The sequence below is a fragment of the Deltaproteobacteria bacterium GWC2_55_46 genome (assembly GCA_001595385.3).
Classification (GTDB): Bacteria; Desulfobacterota; GWC2-55-46; order GWC2-55-46; family GWC2-55-46; genus UBA5799.
The window spans coordinates 1,170,881-1,195,031 of sequence record LVEI03000001.1 but is presented as its reverse complement, the minus strand read 5'-3'; the positions used below and the strand labels follow the sequence as shown (position 1 = coordinate 1,195,031).

General features: G+C 56.4%; 27 protein-coding genes. 14 read left to right on the top strand and 13 right to left on the bottom strand.

The window, feature by feature from the left end:
- The first annotated feature begins 37 nt into the window (after positions 1-37).
- Positions 38-784, top strand: a complete 747-nt coding sequence (locus A2V21_305660) for a hypothetical protein (protein ID OIJ73796.1) — start codon at positions 38-40, stop codon at positions 782-784.
- 88 nt (positions 785-872) lie between these two features.
- On the opposite strand, the gene A2V21_305655 is transcribed toward A2V21_305660, so the two are convergent.
- Together A2V21_305655 and A2V21_305650 are read right to left on the bottom strand one after the other, a co-directional pair.
- Complete coding sequence (locus A2V21_305655; GenBank protein OIJ73795.1) at positions 873-1,379, bottom strand: signal peptidase II; 507 nt, start codon at positions 1,377-1,379, stop codon at positions 873-875.
- Positions 1,358-4,168 (bottom strand): isoleucine--tRNA ligase, encoded by a 2,811-nt coding sequence (locus A2V21_305650; protein ID OIJ73794.1) that lies wholly within the window; start codon positions 4,166-4,168, stop codon positions 1,358-1,360. Before A2V21_305650 ends, A2V21_305655 begins: the two co-directional genes overlap by 22 nt.
- 196 nt (positions 4,169-4,364) lie before the next feature.
- On the opposite strand from A2V21_305650, the gene A2V21_305645 reads away from it, so the two are divergent.
- Positions 4,365-6,371, top strand: a complete 2,007-nt coding sequence (locus A2V21_305645) for an excinuclease ABC subunit B (GenBank protein ID OIJ73793.1) — start codon at positions 4,365-4,367, stop codon at positions 6,369-6,371.
- 45 nt (positions 6,372-6,416) lie between these two features.
- Positions 6,417-6,758 (top strand): hypothetical protein, encoded by a 342-nt coding sequence (locus A2V21_305640; protein ID OIJ73792.1) that lies wholly within the window; start codon positions 6,417-6,419, stop codon positions 6,756-6,758.
- Positions 6,759-6,821: 63 nt separating this feature from the next.
- Here A2V21_305640 and A2V21_305635 read toward each other — a convergent pair whose 3' ends face one another.
- Positions 6,822-7,181: a hypothetical protein gene (locus A2V21_305635; protein OIJ73791.1), complete on the bottom strand. Its 360-nt coding sequence runs from the start codon at positions 7,179-7,181 to the stop codon at positions 6,822-6,824.
- Positions 7,182-7,290: 109 nt separating this feature from the next.
- Here A2V21_305635 and A2V21_305630 point away from each other — a divergent pair, with 109 nt between their 5' ends.
- The 9 genes from A2V21_305630 to A2V21_305590 all read left to right on the top strand — a co-directional run bounded on the left by A2V21_305630 (position 7,291) and on the right by A2V21_305590 (position 15,484).
- Positions 7,291-9,708 (top strand): 5-methyltetrahydrofolate--homocysteine methyltransferase, encoded by a 2,418-nt coding sequence (locus A2V21_305630; protein OIJ73790.1) that lies wholly within the window; start codon positions 7,291-7,293, stop codon positions 9,706-9,708.
- Between the two features lie 28 nt (positions 9,709-9,736).
- On the top strand, positions 9,737-11,044 hold the full coding sequence (locus A2V21_305625) for a hypothetical protein (GenBank protein OIJ73789.1): 1,308 nt from the start codon (positions 9,737-9,739) through the stop codon (positions 11,042-11,044).
- A 37-nt stretch (positions 11,045-11,081) separates the two neighbouring features.
- Positions 11,082-11,573, top strand: coding sequence for a hypothetical protein (locus A2V21_305620; GenBank protein ID OIJ73788.1), 492 nt, complete (start codon positions 11,082-11,084; stop codon positions 11,571-11,573).
- Between the two features lie 23 nt (positions 11,574-11,596).
- Positions 11,597-12,142, top strand: a complete 546-nt coding sequence (locus tag A2V21_305615) for a hypothetical protein (GenBank protein OIJ75069.1) — start codon at positions 11,597-11,599, stop codon at positions 12,140-12,142.
- A gap of 13 nt (positions 12,143-12,155) precedes the next feature.
- Entirely contained in the window at positions 12,156-13,127 is a 972-nt protein-coding gene (locus A2V21_305610) for a hypothetical protein (protein OIJ73787.1), read from the top strand.
- Positions 13,128-13,718: a hypothetical protein gene (locus A2V21_305605; protein OIJ73786.1), complete on the top strand. Its 591-nt coding sequence runs from the start codon at positions 13,128-13,130 to the stop codon at positions 13,716-13,718.
- A gap of 27 nt (positions 13,719-13,745) precedes the next feature.
- Positions 13,746-14,105, top strand: a complete 360-nt coding sequence (locus A2V21_305600; protein ID OIJ73785.1) for a permease — start codon at positions 13,746-13,748, stop codon at positions 14,103-14,105.
- Between the two features lie 45 nt (positions 14,106-14,150).
- Entirely contained in the window at positions 14,151-14,915 is a 765-nt protein-coding gene (locus A2V21_305595; GenBank protein ID OIJ73784.1) for a hypothetical protein, read from the top strand.
- 146 nt (positions 14,916-15,061) lie between these two features.
- Positions 15,062-15,484, top strand: a complete 423-nt coding sequence (locus A2V21_305590) for a hypothetical protein (protein ID OIJ73783.1) — start codon at positions 15,062-15,064, stop codon at positions 15,482-15,484.
- On the opposite strand, the gene A2V21_305585 is transcribed toward A2V21_305590, so the two are convergent.
- Positions 15,485-16,609, bottom strand: coding sequence for a hypothetical protein (locus A2V21_305585; protein OIJ73782.1), 1,125 nt, complete (start codon positions 16,607-16,609; stop codon positions 15,485-15,487).
- 171 nt (positions 16,610-16,780) lie between these two features.
- Between A2V21_305585 and A2V21_305580 the strand changes: the two genes are divergently transcribed.
- Positions 16,781-17,512 carry an ABC transporter ATP-binding protein gene (locus A2V21_305580; protein ID OIJ75067.1) on the top strand — a complete coding sequence of 244 codons (732 nt, stop codon included), beginning with the start codon at positions 16,781-16,783 and terminating at the stop codon, positions 17,510-17,512.
- 20 nt (positions 17,513-17,532) lie between these two features.
- Positions 17,533-18,306 (top strand): ABC transporter, encoded by a 774-nt coding sequence (locus tag A2V21_305575; protein OIJ75068.1) that lies wholly within the window; start codon positions 17,533-17,535, stop codon positions 18,304-18,306.
- A 103-nt stretch (positions 18,307-18,409) separates the two neighbouring features.
- Here A2V21_305575 and A2V21_305570 read toward each other — a convergent pair whose 3' ends face one another.
- The 9 genes from A2V21_305570 to A2V21_305530 all read right to left on the bottom strand — a co-directional run bounded on the left by A2V21_305570 (position 18,410) and on the right by A2V21_305530 (position 24,131).
- Entirely contained in the window at positions 18,410-18,757 is a 348-nt protein-coding gene (locus A2V21_305570) for a hypothetical protein (protein ID OIJ73781.1), read from the bottom strand.
- A 20-nt stretch (positions 18,758-18,777) separates the two neighbouring features.
- A complete protein-coding gene (locus A2V21_305565; protein ID OIJ73780.1) occupies positions 18,778-19,194 on the bottom strand; it encodes a hypothetical protein in 417 nt (138 codons plus the stop codon).
- Positions 19,195-19,284: 90 nt separating this feature from the next.
- Positions 19,285-19,815, bottom strand: coding sequence for an O-acetyl-ADP-ribose deacetylase (locus A2V21_305560; protein OIJ73779.1), 531 nt, complete (start codon positions 19,813-19,815; stop codon positions 19,285-19,287).
- Positions 19,816-19,863: 48 nt separating this feature from the next.
- On the bottom strand, positions 19,864-20,433 hold the full coding sequence (locus tag A2V21_305555; GenBank protein ID OIJ73778.1) for a hypothetical protein: 570 nt from the start codon (positions 20,431-20,433) through the stop codon (positions 19,864-19,866).
- Positions 20,434-20,907: a hypothetical protein gene (locus A2V21_305550; protein OIJ73777.1), complete on the bottom strand. Its 474-nt coding sequence runs from the start codon at positions 20,905-20,907 to the stop codon at positions 20,434-20,436.
- Positions 20,908-21,001: 94 nt separating this feature from the next.
- A complete protein-coding gene (locus tag A2V21_305545; protein ID OIJ73776.1) occupies positions 21,002-21,601 on the bottom strand; it encodes a hypothetical protein in 600 nt (199 codons plus the stop codon).
- A gap of 45 nt (positions 21,602-21,646) precedes the next feature.
- Positions 21,647-22,645: an RNA 3'-terminal-phosphate cyclase gene (locus A2V21_305540; protein OIJ73775.1), complete on the bottom strand. Its 999-nt coding sequence runs from the start codon at positions 22,643-22,645 to the stop codon at positions 21,647-21,649.
- 38 nt (positions 22,646-22,683) lie between these two features.
- Positions 22,684-22,992: a hypothetical protein gene (locus A2V21_305535; GenBank protein OIJ73774.1), complete on the bottom strand. Its 309-nt coding sequence runs from the start codon at positions 22,990-22,992 to the stop codon at positions 22,684-22,686.
- Between the two features lie 128 nt (positions 22,993-23,120).
- Positions 23,121-24,131: an AmmeMemoRadiSam system radical SAM enzyme gene (locus tag A2V21_305530; protein OIJ73773.1), complete on the bottom strand. Its 1,011-nt coding sequence runs from the start codon at positions 24,129-24,131 to the stop codon at positions 23,121-23,123.
- Between the last annotated feature and the right edge of the window lie 20 nt (positions 24,132-24,151).

The following is a 24,151-nucleotide window of genomic DNA, read 5'->3' as shown; positions in this document are numbered from 1 at the left end:
ATCTTTCCACGCGTTCAAATAAGAAAGGAAGCAGGGAATGATAACAAAGGACTCCAAGCGCATCCTTGTCGCGGACGATTCCATTTTTTTCAGGACCAAGCTGAGCGACATCCTTGTGGAGGCAGGGCACAAGGTCAAGTTCGCGAAGGACGGAAGGGAGCTTATAAGGGAGATATCGATAGACTCCGGCGGCATAGACCTCCTGATGCTCGACCTCCAGATGCCCGATATCGACGGTTTCGGGGTCCTCAACTGGATATCCGAGAACGGTCTCCAGGGCAGGTTCCCGGTTCTCATCATCACCGGCGTCTATGAGCCGGGTGAGGTCATGGATAAGCTCAAGGCGCTGGGGGCGAGCGGCCTCATGACAAAAGGGCTTACGCCAGAGCAGATAGTCTTCAGGGTCAACAGGCTCCTCTTCCCGGAGAAGGTCGCCCAGGGGCAGCCCAGGATAAGGGTGCCTGTATCTATCGCGGCGGACTTCATCCTCGGAGATATCACCAGGACCGGGTTTCTGCTGAACCTGAGCGATACAGGGGCATTCCTCAACACAAAATCGGAGCTTCTGACGGGGGCGGTAGTAAGGCTCAGGTTCTCTTTGCCGGGTACGGCGCGGGTGCTGGAGGCAAAGGCAACGGTTAAGTGGTCTACCACCGAGGTTGCCAACAAGACGTTATTTGGCGGCTACGGGCTGATGTTCATGTCGCTCTCCGATGAAGACACCGCCGCGGTAAAGGGCTTTGTGGAGGCAGAGGCAAGGAGGTTGGGCCTCGATAAGATTTAGCAGCTCGAAATAAGGCCGGATCTGCGGCGAACAACCTTTACCCCGCCACAGAAGCGCGATGCGTTCGCGTGCCAACCGTATTCTGCCTTTAAATGTTTTCTTCCCCGGATTTTTCGTTACCGAAAAGATAAGAGAAGAGCGCGATGGCGACCCCGGCGGTTATGGCCGAGTCCGCGACATTGAATGCGGGCCAGTGGCGCGTGTAGAGGTAGAAGTCGAGGAAGTCCACGACAGAGCCGAAGCGGACCCTGTCGATGAGGTTCCCGACAGCGCCACCGGCTATAAGCGAGAAGGCGAAGGAGTGAAGCCTGCTAGTGGACTGCCTTATGAGGAACGTAACAATGGCGAGCGAGACGAGCGAGACGCCTATGAGGAAGAGCTTTTTGGCGGCCCCGCCGTCGTTAAGTATCCCGAAGGCGGCCCCCTTGTTAAGGTAATGGACGATGCTGAAGAAGCCCGGGACGACCTCTACGCCGCTGTAGACCGGGAGGCTCTGCGTTATGATGAGCTTCGTAGCCTGGTCGAGGGCGGCTACCGTCAGGACGGTAGCCGCGAATATCTTCCAATGGACGCTTATGCCAGTGCCTCCACGCATCTGTCGCAGATAGCCGGGTGTTCATGGTCCTTCCCGACGTAGGTGCTGTAGTGCCAGCACCTCTCGCATTTGCCGCCCTCGGCCTTGCCGACGACGATGTCAAGGCCCGGTATTTCCTGGGACTTGAAATTGAACGAAGCCTCTCCCGCAGAGGTTTCGACCAACGGCTCCTGGGATACGATGAGCCTTGAGATGATAAGCACCTCCTCGAGGGCCTTCTCCTCGCTCATCATAAGCTCAAGGTCCTTGGCGGGCGGATAGAGCACTACCTGAGCGTCAAGGGGGTGGCCGACGATCTTGCCCTGCCTCGCACCTTCGATGGCCTTCGCTATCTCGCCCTTGTACGCCATCAATCTTTCCCATTTCTCTTCGAGCGCCGGGTCGAGCCATTCCTTTTCCGGTTCAGGCATTGATGAGAGGTGCACGCTCTCCGCTTTTTCCCCAGGCATGAACCCCCATGCCTCGTCGGTCGTGAAGACGAGCACCGGGGCGGTGAGGCGCAGAAGGTGGTCGAGCACAAGCCAGATGGTGGTCTGGGCCGCGCGGCGCCCCCTTGAGTCGGCCCTGTAGGTATAGAGCCTGTCCTTTACTACGTCGAGGTAGAAGGCCGAGAGGTCGACCGTGCAGAAGTTGTGGACCGAGTGATAGACGGCGTGGAACTCGAATTCCTCGTAAGCCTCTCTTAAGCGCGCGGTAAGCTTCGCGAGCTTATGGAGGGTAAGCCTGTCGAGCTCTTCCAGCTCTTCGTATCTTACCCCGTCTCTGGCCGGGTCGAAGTCGTAGAGGTTGCCGAGTATGAAGCGGAAGGTGTTCCTTATCCTCCTGTAAGCCTCGGAGAGCCTCTTCAAGATCTCTTCGGAAATGCGTATGTCTTCTCTATAGTCCTCGCCAGCCACCCAGAGCCTCAAGACCTCGGCTCCGTACCTGCCGATGACCTCCTGCGGGGCGACGACGTTGCCGATGGACTTGCTCATTTTCCTGCCTGAGCCGTCGACCACGAACCCGTGTGTGAGGACGGCGTTGTATGGCGGGGTGGAGCGTGTGCCCTCTGAGGCGAGGAGCGACGAGTGGAACCAGCCCCTGTGCTGGTCACTGCCTTCGAGATATAGGTCAGCCGGGAATTTAAGGTTGCCGCGCGATTCGAGCACCGCCGAGAAGCTTACGCCGGAGTCGAACCAGACGTCGAGGATGTCTTCTTCCTTCTCGAACTCCTTTGACCCGCACTTCGGGCAGGCGGTGCCTGCCAACGCAAGCTCTGTTGCGTCCTTTTCAAACCAGACGTCAGCGCCCTTTTTCTCGACCTCCCTGGCGAGCCACTCTATAAGGCCGGCATCCAGGAGCGATTCTCCGCATCCCTTGCATTTTAGCGCGGGTATCGGCACGCCCCATGCCCTCTGCCTGGAGAGGCACCAGTCCGGCCTGTTCAAGACCATGTTATAGATGCGGTCCCTGCCCCAGGAGGGGATCCAGCGCACCTTGTTCGAGATGGCGTCGAGCGCCTTGGCCCTCAAGCCCCCGGCCTCCATCGAGGCGAACCACTGCTCTGTGGCCCTGAAGATGATAGGTGATTTACAGCGCCAGCAGTGGGGGTATGAATGTTTTATATCTTCTTTCAGAAGCAGCGAGCCGTTTTGCCTGAGGAGCTCTACTATGGCGTCGTTGGCCTTGAAGACCTGCTGGCCTGCGAACTCCGGCACTACCTGCATGAACTTGCCGGCGTTATCTACCGGGTTATATATCTCGAGGCCGAACTTTAGCCCCAGCTCGTAGTCTTCTTGGCCGTGGCCTGGCGCGATGTGTACTACCCCGGTGCCCGCGTCAAGGGTTACGTGCTCGCCGGGCAGCAGGGGCGAGTCCCTGTCGATAAAGGGATGGCGGGCCTTGAGCCCCTTCAAGGCCTCCTCGCGGAATTCCTTCAGTTCTTTCGGGGCCTCCCATCCGAGTTTTTTTGATACCTCCTCAAGGAGCCCCTTCGCGACTATATATGCCGCCCCGCTGGCTGATACGAGCGAGTAATCGAGCTCAGGGTGGAGCGCTACCGCCAGGTTCGCCGGCAGGGTCCATGGGGTGGTGGTCCAGATGACGATATATGCCTTCTCGTCCGGGATCGAGAGGCCGAGCCTCTTTTCAAGCTCCCCCTTGTCGAGTGAGAACCTTACGTATATCGAAGGGGAGGTCTTGTCGTAGTACTCTACCTCTGCCTCTGCCAGCGCGGTCCTGCAGGACGAGCACCAGTGGACGGGTTTTTTGCCCTTGTAGACGAGCCCCTCTGAGACGAACCTGCCGAGCTCGCGGAGTATCGAGGCCTGGTAGGCGAAGTCCATCGTAAGGTACGGGTTGCCCCACTCTCCGAATACGCCGAGGCGCTTGAAGTCCTCGCGCTGAATATCGACGAACTTCGCGGCATAGGCCCTGCACCGCTTTCTTATCTCAACCTTCGAGAGCTGGGACTTCTCCTTGCCGAGCTCCTTTTCCACCTGCAGCTCTATAGGGAGGCCGTGGCAGTCCCAGCCCGGCACATAGTCGGTAGAGAAGCCGTTCATGAAACGGCTTTTTACCACGATGTCCTTGAGTATCTTGTTGAGGGCGTGGCCGATGTGGATGTTGCCGTTGGCGTATGGCGGCCCGTCGTGAAGGGTGTATTTGGGCCTGCCCTTGCCAGCCTCCATTATTTTCCCGTAGAGGCCGGTCTCCTCCCATGCCTTTAGCGTCTCGGGCTCCTTTCTGGGGAGCTCGGCCCGCATCTGGAAGTCTGTCTTCGGAAGGTTGAGGGTCTCTTTGTAGTCCATTTAAATATGGCTCCTTGTTCCGGTTCGCGTTTTTCGACCGAAACAATAAAAATAGCACAAGGTGGCCGGAATTTAAAATATTTTTTGGGCAAGCGATCTCGCGCCGGACGTTCCGGTCTGTTTACACTACCCCCTTTTCATGGTATCTTTAACAGTAAAACTCTACTCTAAAACCGAAGCAATAACAGGGACTTGAATGAGAAAGAAGGATACGCCTTTCCGGATGAGGACGGATTACACGCCAAAGGGGGACCAGCCCCGGGCCATAGAGGCCCTTGTCAAAGGAACCGAGGGGGGAGAAAAGCACCAGATACTTCTGGGGGTGACAGGGTCCGGCAAGACCTTTACGGCGGCAAAGGTCATCGAGGAGCTTGGCAGGCCGGCCCTCGTCATCGCGCCCAATAAGACCCTGGCGGCCCAGCTCTTCGCGGAGTTCAGGGACCTCTTCCCGGAAAACGCCGTCGAGTACTTCGTATCATATTACGACTATTACCAGCCGGAGGCCTACGTCCCGACGACAGATACCTTCATCGAGAAGGACGCGTCGATAAACGACGAGATAGACAAGCTCAGGCACTCGACTACACACTCCCTCCTTACGAGAAAAGACGTCATCATAGTGGCCTCTGTCTCCTGCATCTACGGCATAGGCTCGCCGGACGATTACGGGTCTATGCACGTATACGCTGAAAGGGGCATGGAGACGGACAGGGCGGTGCTCATCAAAAAGCTGGTGGAGATGCAGTACGACAGAAACGACGTGGACTTCCACAGGGGGGCCTTCAGGGTCCGCGGCGACGTCGTCGATGTCTTCCCTGTCTACGAGGCTGAGACCGCGTTGAGGTTCGAGTTCTTCGGCGATACCATCGAGAACATCTCCGAGATAGACCCGTTGCGGGGCAAGCCCTTGAGGAAGGTGGAAAAGGCGCTCATCCACCCGGCGAGCCATTACGTCACCACAAGGGAGAACCTCAGCCGGGCCATAGAGTCTATAAGGGACGAGCTGAGGGAAAGGCTCGGGGAGCTTAACGCGCAGAGAAAGCTCCTTGAGGCGCAGAGGCTCGAACAGAGGACGCTTTTCGATATCGAGATGCTCCAGGAGATGGGCTACTGCTCGGGGATAGAGAACTACTCAAGGCACATCTCCGGCAGGCTCCCGGGCGAGCCGCCATATACGCTGATAGACTACTTCCCGGAGGACTATCTCCTCTTCGTGGACGAAAGCCATATCACGGTCCCACAGCTCAACGGCATGTACCACGGGGACTTCTCCAGGAAAAAGACGCTCGTCGAGTACGGCTTCAGATTGCCGTCGGCTCTGGACAACAGGCCGCTAAAGTTCGATGAGTTCTCCAGGAGGATAAAACAGGCCGTCTACGTATCGGCTACTCCCGGCGAGTACGAGCACCGGATGGCCCTGGGCAACGTGGTGGAGCAGGTAATAAGGCCGACCGGGCTCATGGACCCTGAAATAGATGTCAGGCCTGCGGCGAGCCAGGTAGACGACCTCCTCGGAGAAATAAGGAAGAGGGTCAAACAGGGCGAGCGGGTGCTTGTGACGACGCTTACGAAGAGGATGGCCGAGGACCTGGCGCAGTACTACGCCGAGCTGGGGCTCAAGGTCAAGTACCTGCACTCGGACATAGAGACGCTGGAGAGGGTGGAGATTATCAGGGACCTGAGGATGGGCAAGTTCGACGTGCTCATCGGCATAAACCTCCTGAGGGAGGGGCTCGACATACCGGAGGTATCGCTCGTGGCCATCCTGGACGCGGACAAGGAGGGCTTTCTCCGCTCGGAGCGCTCTCTCATACAGACATGCGGCAGGGCCGCGCGGAACGTCAACGGGAGGGTCATCCTTTACGGTGACGCCGTTACCCGTTCCATGAAGGCGGCCATCGATGAGACCGCGAGAAGGAGGACGATACAGGCCGAGTACAACAGGGCCAACAACATAACCCCTGAGACGATAAAGAGCAGGATAAAGGACGTCTTGGGCTCCATCTACGAGGGCGACTATTACACGGTGCCTGTGGCCGCTGAGAAGGCAAAAGAGTACGTGCCGCCGCACGAGATACCGGAGCTTATAAGGTCATTGAGAAAAGAGATGGAGAGGGCGGCCAGGAAGATGGACTTTGAGAAGGCGGCGGAGCTGAGGGACAGGATAAACGAGCTGGAGGCCAGGGAGATAAGGATAGGGTAAGGCTCAGAAGGCCCTTCTGCGGATAGCCCTGCGGTAGATATAGGGGTGTATTACCTTCTCCCATACGCGGCAAAGGCGCAGGGCCCGGGACTTGCTCAGGCCCAGGGAGCGGAGCCTGCAGAACAGGTGCAGGCTGTTGAAATAATGCTGAAGGATGCGCATACGGTCCACCCGCCTTTGATCCATTTTCCTGCAATTAATATTTTTGAAATTGAGTTTTTTAGCAACTGTTTGGACGGCTTTAGGCTTTATGAGGTGGGGGATGCGGTTTTTTCGATGGATGAGCTGAGAGTATTTCTTCGGAACAAGATCAGGAGCCGGATGACTTTTTTCCTTGCTGTCCTTGCTTTGAATATTAAGTTTTTCCTTTCCGCGGCAGGGGGTTAGGTCTTCCGCCCCGTCCATGTGCTCTGGAAAGGATTGTACCATTTCCGCTGCCTGTCAACAATATTATCTTTTGTGGCAGGTATCGCAGGGTATCTGGAATAAAGTCTGGGCCCTGACGACCTCTCCGGTCTCCTTGTCCGTTACCTTGTATGTGGCCTTCTCGATCGGGCACAGGCTCATAAGCGGGTTCATGTATATGTCCATGCCGGGCTGTATGTAGTCGAATTCAGCCTCGTACCTGTACCACCTGTCCTCGTAGCTAAGCTCCTTTGACGCCGTCTCCTTATGCTGGAGCACCCACCAGAGCGGGCGCTCTTCTTTTTTATCCTCCTCTGGGGCCTCAAGGAAGCGCTCCCTGGCGCAAGAGGCGAAAAGAAAGGCGAGCGCGGCGAGCAGCAGTATTTTCTTCGCCGGATGGAGCATTTTCAATCATACTCTGCTTTTCCAAAACCGCAAGAAAGCCATAAACTTACTTGCGGGCAGCGGGATAAACGGTTACAATTATTTATTGATTTTCATTCGGGAGAAGAGAATGCGCGATTTTCGGAAAGCCCTTGCTTCAAAGCAGCTCGTCTTTGACGGCGCCACAGGGACCATGCTCCAGAGGCTGGGGCTAAAGCCCGGCGGATGCCCTGACGAGCTATGCCTCAAGGACCCGGCCCTTGTAAGGAAGGTGCACTCCGCTTACATAGGGGCGGGCTCTGATATCGTCACCACGAATACCTTCGGGGGCAACAGGCCGAAGCTTATGGAGTACGGCCTCGAGGGAAGGCTCGCCGAGATAAACATCGCCGCGGCGAGGTGCGCGAGGGACGAGGCGGGTAGCAGCAGGTTCGTGGCCGGCGGCCTTGGGCCAACGGGCCGGTTCGTCGAGCCTGTGGGCGAGATGCCTTTCGACGAGGCCTTTTCCGTATTCAAGGAGCAGGCCCAGGCGCTTAAAGAGGGTGGCGCCGACCTTGTCATCATCGAGACGATGATGGACATAAGGGAGATGAAGGCCGCTATAATGGGCGCGAAGTCGACAGGGCTGCCGGTTGTGGCCACCATGACGTTCGATGAGACGATGAGGACGGTGCTCGGCACCTCCCCGGAGGCATTTGCCGTAATGGCCGAGTCTTTAGGCGCAGATGTCATAGGCGCAAACTGCTCTTTGGGCATAGAGGGGATATGCAAGGCCGTTGCCGCTATCTCGAAGGTATGCTCTCTGCCCCTTATCGCGCAGCCAAACGCCGGTATCCCGGTTTTGAAGGGCACCGAGACGGTATTCCCGGCCTCTCCTGAGGAGATGGCGGCTTATGTCCCCAGGCTCGTCGAGGCCGGGGTAAGGATACTCGGCGGCTGCTGCGGCACGACCCCCGAGCATATAAAGATGATGGGAGAGGCGTTCAGGGGTATCACGCCGGCTGCAGGGAGGAAGGCCGGGTTTACCGCGCTTTCTTCCAGAAGCTCGGTTACGTTGTTCGGCGCGGGCCTCTCTCCCATAATAATAGGGGAGAGGATAAATCCAACCGGCAGGAAGGTCCTCGCGCAGGAGATAAAAGAGGGCAAGACCGCCGGGATAAGGAACGAGGCAAGGCAGCAGGAGACCGCCGGCGCGAACGCCCTTGATGTCAACGTCGGCGTGCCGGGCATAGACGAGGTCTTTGCGATGGGCTCGGCGGTATTCGCGGTGAACGGGAACTCGAGCCTCCCAATAGTGATAGATTCGTCGAGCCCCGAGGCGGTGCTCGCGGGGCTCAAGGCGGTTGACGGCAAGCCGCTTATAAACTCGATCAGCGGAGAGGAGAAAAAGCTCACGTCCATCCTGCCGCTTGCCGCCGAGTATGGCGCGGCCGTCCTTGGCCTCACCCTCGATGACGACGGCATACCCGAGACCGCGGAGGGCAGGCTCAAGGTCGCCGAGAAGATGCTCGAGAGGGCGTTGAAGGCGGGCTTGCGTAAAGAGGACCTCATAGTCGACTGCCTCGCGATGACCGTGAGCGCGGCCCCTGAAAGCGCCAAGGAGACGCTAAAGGCGATAAGGCTGGTGAAGGAGCGCCTCGGTCTCACTACGGTCCTGGGCGTCAGCAACATCTCTTTCGGCCTTCCGGCGAGGGAGGTAATAAACGCCAGCTTCCTTACCATGGCCATCGAGGCCGGGCTTGACGCGGCTATCATAAACCCCAACAACAAGGCGATGATGGACGCTTTCCATGCCTCATTGGTGCTCCTCAACAAGGACCTGAGGGCCGAGAGGTATATAAAGAGGCATCAGGCCCTTACCGAGGCCGCCGTTCCCAAGGAGGCGGCAGCGGCTCCTTCGACGCCTGCCCCGGCAGGGCTGGTGGAGAGGCTCAAGAAGGCGGTAGTACACGGCGACGAGGAGAACATAGTCGGTCTTGTGGAAGAGGCGTTGAAAGAGGGCTGGGAGCCTATGAAGATAAGCAATGAGGCCCTTGTGCCCGGCCTTGAGGAGGTCGGCAGGCTTTTCGCCTCCAACAGGTACTATCTGCCGCAGGTCATGCTCTCTGCCGATACGATGAAGAAGGCCTTCGCGAGGCTCAAGAAGGAAATACACGGGAAGAAGGGGGCATCGCTTGGCCGGGTGCTGCTCGCGACGGTGGAAGGGGATATCCACGACATAGGCAAGAACATCGTGGCGACTCTCCTTGAAAACCATGGGTTTGAAGTCATAGACCTCGGGAAGAACGTGCCTTCCGACAGGATAGTGGAAGAGGCAGAGAAGAACAAGGTCGACATAGTCGGCCTATCCGCGCTCATGACCACAACCGTCCTTGAGATGGATATCGTCATCAAGAGGCTCAAGGAGAAGGGCATAAAGGCCCTTACCATAGTCGGCGGCGCCGTCGTTACGCAGGAGTTCTCTGATAAGATCGGGGCTGACCAGTACGGCGGGGACGCCCTTGGAGCGATAGACAAGATCAAGAGGATGGTCGGGCAGCACGCCTGAAAAAGGTTGTTGAATATAAGGGTCCGCTTTGCCGGACCCTTATATATTTTTTATGAGCGAAAGAGTGGAAATAACATCCCTTGCCTTTGGCGGCAAGGGCGTTGGCCGGATAGGCGGCAAGGTCGTATTTGTGCCCTACTCCGCGCCAGGGGACGTGGCCCAGGTAGAGGTCGTCTCTCAGAAAAAGGGGTACTCTGAAGGCGTCATCGAACGTATCGAGGTGCCTTCCACGGCGCGCGTTGAGCCTTTATGCCCGCTATATGGAGAGTGCGGGGGGTGTAACCTCCAGCACATGGGCTATAAAGACCAGCTCCATTGGAAGCAGAGGATACTCGAGGAGACGATAAGAAGGATAGGAAAGGCAGAGGGGATAATCTTCGAAGAGCCTATAGCGTCCCCTATGGAGTTTAATTACAGGGCAAGGGCCCGCTTCCAGGCAGAGGGGGGCAGGGCCGGCTTTTTCGGGGCAAGGTCGCACAGTGTAGTTGACATGGAGGGTTGCCCTCTTCTTGACCCCATTGTGAACGAGACCTTCTCGGATATAAGGAAATTCCTTAAAGGGCCGAAGAGGCCGCGGGTCGGCTCCTTCGAGGTGGGCTTGAGCGAAGGGGATATGAAGACCGTGGCGGTATTCCATGTTGACGGAGACGATCATTTCAACTGGGCGGGGCTGCTGGAAGGGGTGAGGCACCTTAAGGGCATAGAGGTATGGGCCTCCCCGGAGAAGGGGCGTCACGGAAGGTTCGTGTCATCCGCCGGGGATACCGGTATAAGCTATTCGATCGAAGGGATAGAGATAAGGGCCCGCGCGAGCGTATTTTCACAGGTCAACAGGCTTCAGAACAGGAATATGGTCGGAAAGGCCATCGAGTTTGCAGCCCCGACAGGGGCGGAGCTGGTGGTCGACCTCTTCTCTGGGGTGGGGAACCTCACCCTGCCATTTGCCAGGAGGTCGAGGGAGGTCGCGGGCATAGAGCAGAGCCATGTGGCGGTCAGGCAGGCGAGGGAAAACGCCGCCAAAAATTCCATAAAGAACGTCTATTTTCACGCGTCTGATTCCGCGAGCTGGCTTAAACAGAACCTTAAGAGCCTTGAAAAAGAAATGGAAAGTGTGTTAGTATTAGACCCGCCGAGGGGCGGAGAGCCTCAAATCGCCAAGTCCCTTTCAGGGGCGAGGCCAGCGAAGATCCTCTATATATCATGCAGCCCGCCCACCCTCGCAAGGGATATATCCGCGCTTGCCGGATGCGGGTACAGGGTCTCAAGGGCAGTCCTTATCGACATGTTCCCCCAGACATATCATATAGAGAGCGTAATAGGCTTGGAATTGGCTTAAGGTAGCCTTAAATAATCTGCCGTAGCGGAGAAGGGTAATGCACGAGCTTCCCATTGTAAAACAGCTCAGGGAAGAGCTTCAGAAGGTCGAAAAGGAACTCAGGGTCGACGTCCCAAAGGAGCTGCAGAAGGCGGCGGCTCACGGGGACCTGCGCGAGAACGCCGAATATGAGGCCGCCAAGCACAGGCAGTCTTTCCTGCAGGCGAGGGCCGCGCACCTGACCTCCAGGATTAACACCCTGACCTCGCTTAAGCTCGATGATATACCCAAGGGCGCTGTCGGTTTCGGCTCGAGGATCCACCTTGAGGACCAGTCGACCGGCGAAGAGGTAATATTTGAGCTGGTGACCCCTGAAGAGGTCGACGCGAGGAACGGGAAGATATCCGTGAGCTCGCCCATAGGCAAGGCGCTTCTAAATAAGGCCGTCGGGGATGAGGTGGTGGTGAACCTCCCGGCCGCGAGAAAAGAGTACGAGGTAAGAGAGCTATATACGCTCCACGACCTCTTTTTCCGTAAGTCAGACAGGTAAGGAGGCTTCATTTGGCAGGGATAATAGCTCTCGTTATAATCGGCCTTGTCGTGATATGGGCGATACTCGCCTATAACGGCCTTGTAACGCTCAAGAACCAGGCCGAGAACTCCTGGAGGCAGATAGACGTTCAGCTCAAGAGGAGATACGACCTCATCCCGAACCTGGTGAACGCGGTAAAGGGTGCGATGGAGTTCGAGCGCGATACATTGACGCGCGTCATGGAGGCCAGGGCAAAGGCGATGGGCGCTCAGACGGTGCATGATAAGTCCGCCGCCGAAAGCTCCCTTACAAGGGCCCTTGGAGGGCTCCTCGCGGTATTCGAGAACTACCCGGACCTTAAGAGCAGCAAGAACGTCCTTGAGCTTCAGGAAGAGCTCGCCTCGACCGAGAACCGCATAAGCTTCGCCCGCCAGTTCTATAACGATATAGTCGCGGCCTTCAACACAAGGCAGTCGGTCTTCCCGACCCTTATTATCGCTTCCCTTTTCGGCTTCAAGAAGGCCGAATATTTCCAGGCCGAGGAGGCCGCGGCGACACCGCCAAAGGTCGACCTGGGCATGAAATAAGTCCTTAAATCCGATGACAGACATATACTCCCAGCAGAAGAGGAACAGGAGAATAACCATCTCCCTCATGCTGGGTTTTTTTATTCTCGTCATCGGCGTAGGACTCTCCGTTGACGTGTACACCTACGGCTCCCTTGACTTTACCGGGAGGCTCCCGGTAGCCACCATCATCGCAGCCGCGTTTGCTTCATTTAACGGCTTCGCCGCATACTTCTACGGCAGCTCCATGGTGCTCCGCTCTCTTGGGGCTGAGTCGCTTAAGTTCGAAGACCCGAATCACAAGAGATTCCGTAACGTCGTAACGGAGATGGCCCTTGCCTCGGGCCTTCCCATGCCAAAGGTATATGTGCTCGACGACCCGGCCCCTAACGCCTTCGCCACAGGCAGGAACCCGGAGAGCTCTGCGGTGGTGGCTACCCAGGGCCTTCTTGAGGCTATGAACAGGGAGGAGCTTCAGGCGGTCGTAGCCCATGAGATGGGCCATATAAAGTCCTTCGACATACTCACCATGACTGTCGTTACGGTGCTCGTCGGGACCGTGTCGATACTCTCGGACTGGGCTGTGAGGACCTGGAGGTACGGCGGCATACGCCCCAGAAGGAGCATGAAGGACAGGGGCGGCATACATCCGCTCATACTCTTCCTGATAGGTTTTTTTGTCCTCCTCTCGCCGCTCTTCTCAAGGATAATCGCCATGTCGGTTTCAAGGAACCGCGAGTACCAGGCCGACGCGAGCGCAGCGGAATTTACCAGAAACCCCCTTGCGCTCGCCAGCGCCCTCAAAAAGATAGCTGCCCATACGTCGCCGTTGAAGAAGGCACGGAGGGCAACGGCCCATCTTTTCATATCAGACCCCCTGAGAAGGAGGCTTGATGATAAGGAGGGGTTCGTGGCAGATGTCTTCTCTACCCATCCGCCAATCGAGGAGAGGATAAGAAGGCTTGAGGCGATGGGGTATCTGAACAACGGAGCGTTGGGTCAGTAGATGGCAGACGAAGAAGCAAGGCTTATATGCCCCGAGTGCGGCGGCAAGCTCCACGAGGTATACGCCGAGGCCAATTACGGCAGGGTGCTTCTCCTTGACCAGTGCAACGGCTGCGGCGGGGTCTGGTTCGACAGGTGGGAGCTCCTGTTAGTAACCGACGAGGCGATAAGGAAGCTCGAAGGGGTCGACCTTGAAAACCTTCTTTCAGAGACCCCCCGGAATAAAGGGGGAGGACTTTGCCCCAGATGCGCCAAGGGGCTTGTTCTATTCACCGATATGAACCTCCCGAAGGACGCCCTCATAGAGAGGTGCCCCGGGTGCGGGGGGCTCTGGCTCAACAGGGGCGAGCTTGGAAAGTACTCGAGCCACAGGGAGTCGTTCAAGGCAAGGCGTATTGGGACAAAAGGCGCGGAAGTAGAAACGCTCAAGCACCTTCAAAAAGAGCTGAAGCTCGGCTCTGTGGCTCTTCCAACGACCCTTGAGCTTGCCTCCAGGCTGGATTCCGAGCTGCCTGTAAACACAAAAGAGGTCGCCAAGGACCTGGGCTTTCTCGCGCTTCAAACGCTTCTCAGGCTCGCCTTTAAAATCTGAGTGTTCTGTGGTATAAGCTTTTCTTAAATGGAGCAGCTCCTTTTCATAGCCCTCGGAGGGGCCGCCGGGGTCTTAAGCGGCCTTGTAGGCATAGGCGGCGGGATACTCGTTATACCGGCACTTGTCTTTTTTTTCGGCTTCTCACAGCACCAGGCACAGGGCACTACCCTTGCCATGATGGTACCCCCCATCGGGATACTCGCGGCATGGGCGTACTGGAGCCAGGGGTACGTAGATATCAAGGCCGCTGCCCTTCTTTGCGCCGGGTTTTTCCTGGGCGGGTACTTCGGCGGTAAGTTCGCGGCCTCTTTGCCATCGTTTGCGCTGGAGAAGGTATTCGGGGCGGTGCTGCTCATCGTGTCGCTAAGGATGCTCTTCTCCAAATAGTTGCGTTTACACATCCAGAAAAAACGAAAAAGGAGTATGAACGCTATGAGACAAGGTAAGAGGATTTTAGCCTCGGCAGCGGTGGCGTTTGGCCTGAGCTTTGCCGCCTTCGGCGTACAGGCCGCTGAGAAGCACGCCCCTCACTGGGGCTATGAGGGGGAACACGGCCCTGAGCACTGGGGGCACATGTCAGGGGATTTCAAGGCCTGCTCCGAGGGAAAGACCCAGTCGCCCATCGACCTCGCAAACGCCACACCTGCTGAGCTTTCGGATATCAAGTTCAACTATAAGGCATCCAGGCTCAATACCGTGAATAACGGCCACACCGTGCAGGTAAACTATGAGGAGGGCAGCTCTATCGTTGTAGACGGCTCCGAGTATAACCTCGTACAGTTCCATTTCCACACCCCAAGCGAACATACGGTAGACGGCAAGTCGTTCGGCAACGAGATGCACCTGGTGCACAAGAACGCCTTGGGGCAGCTCGCGGTAGTTGGTGTGCTGGTAGAGACAGGCAAGGAGCATGGGGCCTATAAGGCCATATGGTCAAACCTGCCGGCGAAGGCCAATGAGAAGAAGTCCGTTGACGTCAGCATAAACGCAGCCGACCTCCTGCCGAAGGAGAAGGGCTATTTTACCTACTCCGGCTCGCTTACAACGCCTCCTTGCTCGGAGAGCGTGAAATGGATAGTGCTTAACGCTCCCATACAGATGTCCGAGAAGCAGATAGCCGATATACAGAAGATAATGCACAAGAATAACAGGCCGGTACAGCCCAAGAACGCGAGGACCCTCAAGGTCGACGATTGAAATCGTTTGGGATGAGCCCCTGCCGCTTGCGCGGCGGGGGTTTTTTTGTTGTCGCATCTCGAGCCGTGTAAAGGTTAAACTTAAACTTTCCGATAATAGATTGTTATTATCCGGCGTGGTTTGAAAAGAGTAAGGGAGGAAGGCAGATGGATAAATCGTTCGCGTTCGCGATACTCACGGCTGTCATATGGGGCATAGCCCCTGCCTTTGAGAAGATAGGGCTCAAGGGGCCGATAGACCCCGTTCTCGGTGTCCTCATACGGACGGTGCCTATAATGGTGATCGCCCTTCTTGGGGTCTTCTTCATGGGCAGGCTGGGGGATGTCGCCACGGTCGACGTAAAGAGCGCGCTCTTCGTAGCGGCCGGGGGCTTGCTGGCCGGGCTTCTGGGACAGCTCGCCTTCTATTCGGCCTTGAAGGCCGGAGACGCCTCTGTGGTGGTGCCTGTGGCGGCGACCTACCCCCTTGTCGCGCTCCTCATATCGGTAGTCTTCCTTGGCGAGGCCTTCACAATACAGAAGCTCGCTGGCATAGCCCTTGTGGTAGGCGGGGTGGCGCTACTTAAATAGTCATCTCTGTAGCCCTGCCTTGAACTCCAGCACCTTCATTATGTCCCGTCTCGATATTATGCCCACAAGCTCCCCGTCCTTCAAGACCGGGAACCTGCCTATATCGTCGCCTATCATCTTTGAGAGGGCCTGCATGGCGCTCTCTTCGGGGTTCAGGAAATCACCTGGGCTGAGGCGCTGCATCACATCCCCTACCCTGGTATTTTCCCATCTCTCCTTTTCGATCGACCTGACGTTATTCAGAGTGAGAAGGCCGGCGATATGGCCGTTTGATGTTACGGGGTAGCTCGCGTGATGGAACTTGAAGAAATAATTCTCTACCGCCTCTGAAACCGTAACCGCTTCCTTTACGGTTATTACCGGCTTTGACATGATGTCTTTTACCTTAAGCCCCTCAAGCGCCCTTTTTATGACGACCTGCTGGTAGCCGCCTTCGGCAGCCTGCTTGACGAATATCCCGATGAGCACGAACCATAGCCCGCCTATGAAGTTGCCCGTGAATATGTTGATGAAGCCCATCACTATGAGGAATACGGCAAAGCCCTTGCCGATGTTGCTGGCTACCCTTGTGGACTTTCCAAGGTCCCCTGTTTTGAGCCACCAGAAGGCCCTGAAGACCCGCCCGCCGTCGAGCGGGAAGCCGGGTATCATGTTGAAGGCCAGGAGCACGATATTTATGAGCGCGAGGTAGCCGAGTATGGAATCAAGCACGGGGAACCTGTCCCCGTCGACCAGCCTTGCGCCTACCCAGAAGAGGACCGCGAGGACGAGGCTCGCGAACGGTCCCGCTATCGCTATCTTAAGCTCGGTCTTCGCGTCCTCTGGTTCTTTTGTGAGCTGGGCTACACCGCCGAAGATGAAAAGGGTTATTTCTTTTATGTCCATCCCAAGGCGGTTCGCGGTGTAGGAATGGGATAGCTCATGGATGAGCACGCAGACAAAGAGCAGGACGGAGGACAGGATCCCCATGAAGAGGTAGGTGCCCCTGCTTAGCCCGGGTTCCCTGAAAGGGAAGTACCCGTAGGAGAGCGACCACGCGAAGAGAACGAATACTATGAACCACGTGTAGTCGAGGGATATCTGGATGCCGAGCACCTTTACAAGCTTAATGCCTCTGTTAGCCATCTGCCCTCCTGGGCTTCTGTCAAAGCTATCTACCTATAGTCTATCAGAACGATGGGCTTGCATCAACTTGCCCCATCACTTGTCTTGGGCGTGAATAGAGGATAGAATGAAAATTTGCGGGATATCATGGAGTGGGAGTGGGATGGGGAGGGGAGGGGCATGGGTGCTTCGATGGGCACGATAGTAGAGGTGAAGGGGCTTACGAAGGTCTTTAACGGCTACAAAAAGGCCGTTGACGACATCTCCTTTGAGATGTATGAGGGCGAGATACTCGGCCTCATAGGGCCCAACGGAGCCGGCAAGACCACGACCCTTCAGATGCTCCTCGGGCTTACGACACCGACCGGAGGCGATATCAGGATATTCGGGCTGGACATAAGGACCGAGAGGGAGAAGATACTGGGGCAGGTCAACTTCTCTTCATCGTATATATCGCTGCCTTACGCGCTTACCGTAGAGGAGAACCTGACGGTCTTCTCAAGGCTCTACGGCATCTCAGGCCGCAAGGCCCGGATAAGGGAGCTTCTTTCCACCTTCGAGATACTGGAGATCAAGGATACCCCTACACGAAGGCTCTCATCAGGGCAGATAACGAGGGTATGCCTGTGCAAGGCCCTTCTTAATAACCCCCGTATACTCTTCCTGGACGAGCCTACCGCCAGCCTGGACCCTGACATAGCCGACAAGACCAGGACGCTCCTTAAAAAAATAAAAGTGGAGCATGGGCTTTCCATCCTGTACACCTCGCATAACATGAAAGAGATGGAAGAGATGTGCGACAGGGTCATATTCATGGACAAGGGGAGGATAATAGCCGCTGGCCGGCCCGAGAGCATCATCAAAAGGTTCGGAGGGAGAAGCCTCGAGGAGGTCTTCATCAAGATAGCGAGGCCCGGACAGTGAGCCCCAGGACCCAGAGGATAATGGGCTACACCATGCGCCACCTGTATCTCTATAAAAGGAGCTTGCCGAGGCTCATGGAGATCTTCTATTGGCCGGTGCTGGACCTGCTTGTCTGGGGCTTCGTTACAGTCTATCTTTCAAGGCAGGAGGGCGCTCTCCCCGGCTTCGTGACGTTTTTCATAGGGGCCCTCATCCTGTGGGACATGCTCTTCAGGAGCCAGCAGGGGATATCGGTTTCTTTCCTCGAGGACGTATGGTCGAGGAACCTCCTGAATATCTTCGTAAGCCCCCTGAGCGCTACCGAGTACATATTGTCTCTTTTGTTCCTGAGCGTGATAAAGCTCATCCTCACCTCTACGGTGATGGTCTCTCTCGCCTGGCTCCTTTACAGCTTCAACATCTTCGTCCTGGGCTTTTCGTTCGTGCCGCTGGTATTAAACCTCATAGTGATGGGCTGGGCCGTGGGCATAGTGACGACCGCGCTGATATTGAGGTTCGGGCAGGAGGCGGAAGTGCTCGCGTGGGGCGTAGCGCTCCTCTTTCAGCCGATTTCGGCGGTCTTCTACCCTGTGGCGGTGCTGCCATGGTTCCTCAGGGTGGCCGCGAACCTTACCCCGGCGGCCCACGTTTTCGAAGGCATGAGGATGGTCTTAAGTACAGGCATATTCCCGGCAAGGGAGCTTATCTGGGCCGCCGGGCTCAACGCGGTCTATGTGATCCTGTCGGTAGCTTTCTTCTACTGGAACTTCAGGGTGGCCAAAAGGAAGGGCCTTCTTGCGAAGGTCGGGGAGTGAATAGGAATCTCTTTTCCCCTTGCCGGTAAGGAGGCTTTTTCAATCCCTCAGGCCCTCAGGCCCTCAGGCCCTCAGGCCCTCAGGCCCTCAGGCCCTCAGGCCCTCAGGCCACCTTCCCCTTGTAGGCAAGCCCTTCCATGCAAAATCCGGCCTGTTTCCATTTTTCTATCCCGCCCTTGTACCGCCAGATGTCGCTGAAGCCGAGGGCGTCGAGCTTCTCCGCCGCCACCGCGCTTGCGGAACATGCCGGCCCGGAGCAGTGGAGTACGATCGTGTCGTCCTTGTTGAGCATGTCAAGGGCTTCCTTTGCTATCAGTGAAGCCGGTATGTTGATGGAACCGCATATGTGCTCATCCTCGAAATCTTCCGCATCGAGGACGTTTACGAGGACAAAGCTCTCGCCGCTGTCCATCATTTCCTTAAGTTCGTCTGTCTCTATCTCCCTTACCATGGTCCCGCACCTCCTTTATGCTATGCCGCCTGTGTCTCTGAACATCCGCTGCTCCTCCATGATGCCAGACCGCCGGACAGGCGGAGCACATTCTTGAAATACAGGGTATGTAGCTTGTCAGCGGCCACCGCGCTCTCCGTCCTCCAGCCGTCAGAGCCGTAGACTATTATGAGCCCGTTCCTGTCGAGCCCGGCGCACTCACGCTCTATCGAGGCTGCCGGGATGTTTATCGCCCCTGAGATATGCCCTGAGGCGAACTCTTGAGGCCCCCTTGCGTCGATAAGCGTAAACGCCGTGCCTTTCTCGACGAGGGAGTTGATCTCTTTAGCGCTTATCTCCGGGTACATGCTCATAACAGGCCCCATGAATATGGCTATATCGTTTTCCCTGTTAAAGTCTTCGCTGGAAACAGGGACTTCGCCCGCAAATTCGTCCATTGAGTACTCCTTTGCATGAAAATGGAGAAAAAATCCATACACTAAGATTATGGTCTGCGGTCAAGGTTGTGTCAAGGAAGGCTGGGTTGTCTAAGGCAGCAGGCTTGAGAGTGTGCGGCTGTAGACCGCGTAATCCTTGTCAGAGAAGAGGATAAAACGCACGAGGGAAGGATTGCCGTTCTTTTTAAGGAAGTCGATCACAGTGGAGAGCGCTATGCGGGATGCCTCTTCTATCGGGAAGCCATAGGCCCCTGTGCTTATGGAGGGGAAGGAGACGGATTGAAGCCCCTTGTCGAGGGCGAGCTTTAAGCTTGTGCGGTACGCGCTCTCAAGGAGCATGGGCTCGTTATGCGCTCCGTCCTTGTAGATGGGCCCGACGGTATGGATGACGTATCTGGCCTTGAGCTCTCCGCCGCTTGTGATGACAGCGCTCCCGGTAGGACAACTGCCGATCTTTCTGCACTCGTCCATTATCCTGGGGCCGCCGGCCCTGTGTATAGCGCCGTCTACCCCGCCGCCGCCCGCAAGCCTGCTGTTGGCGGCATTTACGATGACGTCCGTCTCTTCAAGGGTTATGTCGCCTTTTACAAGGGAGATCCTGCCGTCTATCTTCGCTTCCATTCCAGCCTCCCGGGTTTATGGCGATTATGACAAAAGCGGGGCGCTTTGTCAGGCGGGGCGTCTGGCCAGGAGCTTGTAATGCGAGGGGTTCATGGGCCCCATCTGTATCACATCAAAGCCGGCCTCTTCCATAAAAGAGCGTGCCTCGCGCCCTGTAATGCGTTCCTCGACAGGGGGGCCCTTCTCCTCGGATTTCTTCTCCCAGTCTATCACAAGGAGCCTCCCGCCGGGCTTCATGACCCTCTTTATCTCCAGGAGAAGCCTCGTTTTGTCCCCTGTTTCATGGAGGACATATGCCATGAGCGCGAAGTCGGCCTCCGAGTCTGCGAGCGGGAGCTCGTACTCCTCGGATTTCATGAGCACCACGTTATCGGGAGGGTTTCTCCTGTCTCTCAAGTCGATGAGCATCTCGGCCTGGGTGTCTATGGCGAAGGCCATGGCGGACGGGCCGATTATCCTGGCGGCAGGTATGGTGAAAAAGCCCGGGCCCGAGCCGATGTCGGCGAATATGTCCCCTGGCTTAAGCCCCGCCTCGCGGAGTACGCGCTCCGGGTCTATCTCGCGATATCTCTCATCGCTTAGAAGCCGCTCCAGGTGCTCAGGGTTGAACTTGTGCATTCAGATCCCCCCTGTCCTTATGAATACCGCGAAAAGGACTATGAGCAGGGCTATAAGGAGGTTTATCCTGCCGAAAAACCGGGCTATGTTCGAATGCCTTGGCGATGTCCTCGCCTTTGGCCCTATCCAGAAGTCGTGCACAAGGCTGGAGATGACGATTATCGCGACAAGGGAGAGCTTCGCTACTATCGCCTGTCCAAAGCCTGTAGAGTGCAGGGAGGGGTCAAAAAGGGCTGTAAACGGAAGGCCGTAGAGGTCGTTAAGGATAATGGGCCCGGTCACAAGCAGGGTCACTATGGAGACCCATCCCCAGAACCTGTATTGCTTGCCCACGACCTGGTATATCTGGGATTTGGCCTTGGGGTCTGGCACGCTCTTCAAATATGGGGCGACGACGAGGACGAGAAAGAGCATGCCCCCTATCCAGAATATGGCGGAAAGTATATGCAGCAGAAGCGAGATTTTAAGGATCATCTAAAACGGAACCTCCTGAGTGAAAATAAGTTCGCGTACAATATAACTTATTTTCATGCCCCTTTCCATGACCGAAATCAATGGAAGGCGGTCGCTATAGAAGGGCTTCCAGCCCCCTTCTTATCATCATCACCGCTATGGCGGCAAGGAGGAGTGAGATGACCTTCGATATGCCCAGCGCCCCGTTTTCGCCGATATAGCCGACTATCCTCTCGGAGAAAAGAAAGACGATCCAGATAATAAGGAGGTTTACCAGGAGCGCCGAGAGGGTCACGGTAAAGCCGTAAAGGTCGCTCAGTATGAGAAGTGTTGTAAGGGCGGCGGGCCCGGCGATCAGCGGCGTGCCGATGGGCACGACCCCGAACCCCGGCGTGGGCGCTATGCCGGGGGTCCCCCTGGCTGTATGGATTATATCGACGATGGCAATTGAAAGGAGGATCAGGCCTCCGGCTATCTGGAAATCGGGAATAGTGATGCCGAGCGATAGAAAGACGGCCCTGCCCACGAAGAGGAAGGCTATCGTGATGGCGGCGGCGGTCACGAGTGAATAGAAAAGGACGCTCTTTTTCTGCCTGGCGTCCATCTCCCTGGTGATGGAAAGGTAGATGGGTATGAGGCCGATCGGCTCCATGGCTACGAAGAGCGGTATCAGGGCGAGAGAAAAGCTTTCTATGAATCCCGATGGAAAGTTCATTGGAATGCTAAAGCATAGCAGATTTCTTCTGTGTTTTCAGGAAAATCAGGAAAATCCCGCGCCATCTACGCGCACAAGCCCCACTTGCCCTGCATTGCCTTCCACATGGAACTTAACGGGCAGGAATTTTTCGATAACGTGGATATTGGTAAGCAGGTGGCCGGTTATTTGAGACGCGCTATAAAAGGAGCGTCCGCCTGCAAGGGCCATGTAAATGAGGACCTGGTCAGAGAGGTGGTTGTCGAGGGCGCCCAGTCCTGTGGCGTAGGAGATAAAATCTTCAGCAGCCTCAGCCCCTACCGTCTCGGCCCTTTTGCCCCTGGCGCCGAGGGCGGTGAACCCGGCCCTCAGGTTTTCGTAGCAGGCGAGTATGAATACCGAGGTGCCCCTTCCCGGTGAAGGCGCCTCGATAGAGGCAGCCTCTATCAGCGATGAAAACTCAAGGAGCCTTGAGATGGCGCCTTTTATCTGGCGCTCGGCGATCGAGATCGGAAGGTTTGAGACAGCGGATATTATCTTGATTTTTTCAAGCCTGCCGCGCTCTATTATCTGTAAGAGTGAGGCCGGGGCTTTGGCAGGGCTTATCGAAGCCGTTATCGAGCCGCCGCCGGCTGGATAATAGCCGCGTGCCGCGGTATTGAGGCGCGCATGCAGGCCCATCGGCGATATCGCCGGAAGGAAGACCTCTTCAAGGTAGTCTGTCGGCGGGCTCCATGGGACATGGGTGCCGCCTTTTATGGTGACGCCTGATGGGGCGGGCGCGAAGAAGAGCGCAGGCGCGACGGTCTGGAATACCAGTCCGGCGGAGCCAGCTGTCCCTACGTCAAAAAAATATCTCCCGGCCCTGGGCCTGCCTGGGATGTATGTTATGGACATCGAGCCGGGAAGGTCGCCCTTTAATTCACCGCCTGTTATGTATGCGGCCGCCCTGGCGCTCTGTATGTGCTGGGGTTGTAGCCCGGGGTGAGCCCTGCCAGCCCTGATGTTAAAAAGGCGCATAGACAGACCTGTTACGGAGGCCAGGCTCAAGGCGGTCCGGAGCATCTGGCCCCCGCCCTCCCCGTAGCTGCCGTCGATCTCTATTATTTTTTGACCTCCTTGCCGAGGCGCTTCTCGACACTTTTGAGCTTCTCGGTCAGGCGGTCCTGAGGCTTCCCGGGCCTGATGTCGAACTGGATCGTGCTTGTGACCCTGGGGGCCTTCTTGAGCACTTCCTCATGGCACTTTTTAACGAGCGAGACTATCTCGTCCCAGCCGCCCTCTACGATGGTGCCCATCGCCGAGGCCTTGTAAGGAAGGCCGCTCTGGTCGACTATCTTGAGGACGCTCGCTATGGCGTCTCCCATGCTCTCTCCTGAGCCTACAGGCACTATGCTGAACTCAGCAAGCATTTTATCCTCCTTTTCCCCCTTGAGGGGGGTAGGGCTGTTGCCGGATAAAAGAATGACGCATATAAAAATTATAGCAGATTGCGGGGGAACCAACACAGGATGGATCGATAAAGGAGGGTCAGGGGGATTTAAAGATCGACCCCATCTATTATGGAGCCGCACTTTGGGCATTTCGAGTCAGCGATATCGTTTTTACTGACAACGAACCCGCGGCGTTCAATAAGGAGGGCTCCGCATCTGTAGCACCAGGTCGACTCTCCCTTGTGGTTCGGGATATTGCCGGTGTAGACATACCTGAGGCCTTCGTCGAGCCCTATGGCGCGGGCCCTCTCAAGGGTAGATAAGGGGGTAGGCGGGATGTCCGTCATCTTATACGCTGGATGGAAGGCGCTTATGTGCCAGGGCATGCTCTTGTCGGTCTTGAATATCCATCTGGCTATCTCTTTAAGCTCTTCGTCGCTGTCGTTCATCCCCGGGATGAGAAGGGTGGTTATCTCCACCCAGACCCCGATCTTCCTCATGCGCTCGATCGATTCGAGCACAGGCGCGAGCCTGGCGCCGCAGACCTTTTTATAGAACGAGTCGCTGAAGGATTTCACGTCGACGTTGGCAGCGTCGAGTATGCCGTTCATCTCATCCAGGCATTCCTTTGTCATGTAGCCGTTTGTGACAAAGACGTTCTTCAGCCCCTTTCCACTGGCGAGTACGCAGATATCCTGTGCGAACTCGAAGAAGATGGTCGGTTCGGTGTAAGTATAAGAGATGCTCGAGCAGCCTGTCTCGTACGCCTCGGCAACGATCTCTTCAGGTGTGGTTTCCTCGCCGAGGATCTGTTTTTCGTCCCTCGGCATCTGGGATATCTCTGAGTTCTGGCAATGGAGGCACCTGAAGTTGCATCCCGCGGTCGCTATGGAAAATGAACGCGAGGAGGGCTGGAAGTGGTAAAGTGGTTTCTTTTCGATCGGGTCTATCTGCTCCGCGACAAGGCACCCCCAGGTGTGCGTGTAAAGCACTCCGCCGATGTTCTCACGCACGCCGCATACGCCTCGATGGCCGTCCTTTATGCGGCAGCGGAAGGCGCACAGAACGCAGTTTACTATCTCTCCTTCGGCTTTTGAATAAAGTCTTGCTTCCCTCATCTTTTTTACGGCTGAATACC

Excerpts from the sequence above, each read along its gene's own strand:
- A2V21_305575 (OIJ75068.1), top strand. The coding sequence starts at position 17,533 with ATGGGCTACACCATGCGCCACCTGTATCTCTATAAAAGGAGCTTGCCG.
- A2V21_305555 (OIJ73778.1), bottom strand. The coding sequence starts at position 20,433 with ATGCACAAGTTCAACCCTGAGCACCTGGAGCGGCTTCTAAGCGATGAG.
- A2V21_305535 (OIJ73774.1), bottom strand. The coding sequence starts at position 22,992 with ATGCTTGCTGAGTTCAGCATAGTGCCTGTAGGCTCAGGAGAGAGCATG.
- A2V21_305530 (OIJ73773.1), bottom strand. The coding sequence starts at position 24,131 with ATGAGGGAAGCAAGACTTTATTCAAAAGCCGAAGGAGAGATAGTAAAC.
- A2V21_305630 (OIJ73790.1), top strand. The coding sequence starts at position 7,291 with ATGCGCGATTTTCGGAAAGCCCTTGCTTCAAAGCAGCTCGTCTTTGAC.
- A2V21_305595 (OIJ73784.1), top strand. The coding sequence starts at position 14,151 with ATGAGACAAGGTAAGAGGATTTTAGCCTCGGCAGCGGTGGCGTTTGGC.
- A2V21_305570 (OIJ73781.1), bottom strand. The coding sequence starts at position 18,757 with ATGGTAAGGGAGATAGAGACAGACGAACTTAAGGAAATGATGGACAGC.
- A2V21_305605 (OIJ73786.1), top strand. The coding sequence starts at position 13,128 with ATGGCAGACGAAGAAGCAAGGCTTATATGCCCCGAGTGCGGCGGCAAG.
- A2V21_305655 (OIJ73795.1), bottom strand. The coding sequence starts at position 1,379 with ATGCGTGGAGGCACTGGCATAAGCGTCCATTGGAAGATATTCGCGGCT.
- A2V21_305580 (OIJ75067.1), top strand. The coding sequence starts at position 16,781 with ATGGGCACGATAGTAGAGGTGAAGGGGCTTACGAAGGTCTTTAACGGC.
- A2V21_305650 (OIJ73794.1), bottom strand. The coding sequence starts at position 4,168 with ATGGACTACAAAGAGACCCTCAACCTTCCGAAGACAGACTTCCAGATG.
- A2V21_305600 (OIJ73785.1), top strand. The coding sequence starts at position 13,746 with ATGGAGCAGCTCCTTTTCATAGCCCTCGGAGGGGCCGCCGGGGTCTTA.
- A2V21_305620 (OIJ73788.1), top strand. The coding sequence starts at position 11,082 with ATGCACGAGCTTCCCATTGTAAAACAGCTCAGGGAAGAGCTTCAGAAG.
- A2V21_305635 (OIJ73791.1), bottom strand. The coding sequence starts at position 7,181 with ATGCTCCATCCGGCGAAGAAAATACTGCTGCTCGCCGCGCTCGCCTTT.
- A2V21_305560 (OIJ73779.1), bottom strand. The coding sequence starts at position 19,815 with ATGGAAGCGAAGATAGACGGCAGGATCTCCCTTGTAAAAGGCGACATA.
- A2V21_305565 (OIJ73780.1), bottom strand. The coding sequence starts at position 19,194 with ATGGACGAATTTGCGGGCGAAGTCCCTGTTTCCAGCGAAGACTTTAAC.
- A2V21_305585 (OIJ73782.1), bottom strand. The coding sequence starts at position 16,609 with ATGGCTAACAGAGGCATTAAGCTTGTAAAGGTGCTCGGCATCCAGATA.
- A2V21_305540 (OIJ73775.1), bottom strand. The coding sequence starts at position 22,645 with ATGCTCCGGACCGCCTTGAGCCTGGCCTCCGTAACAGGTCTGTCTATG.
- A2V21_305610 (OIJ73787.1), top strand. The coding sequence starts at position 12,156 with ATGACAGACATATACTCCCAGCAGAAGAGGAACAGGAGAATAACCATC.
- A2V21_305645 (OIJ73793.1), top strand. The coding sequence starts at position 4,365 with ATGAGAAAGAAGGATACGCCTTTCCGGATGAGGACGGATTACACGCCA.
- A2V21_305545 (OIJ73776.1), bottom strand. The coding sequence starts at position 21,601 with ATGAACTTTCCATCGGGATTCATAGAAAGCTTTTCTCTCGCCCTGATA.
- A2V21_305660 (OIJ73796.1), top strand. The coding sequence starts at position 38 with ATGATAACAAAGGACTCCAAGCGCATCCTTGTCGCGGACGATTCCATT.
- A2V21_305590 (OIJ73783.1), top strand. The coding sequence starts at position 15,062 with ATGGATAAATCGTTCGCGTTCGCGATACTCACGGCTGTCATATGGGGC.
- A2V21_305550 (OIJ73777.1), bottom strand. The coding sequence starts at position 20,907 with ATGATCCTTAAAATCTCGCTTCTGCTGCATATACTTTCCGCCATATTC.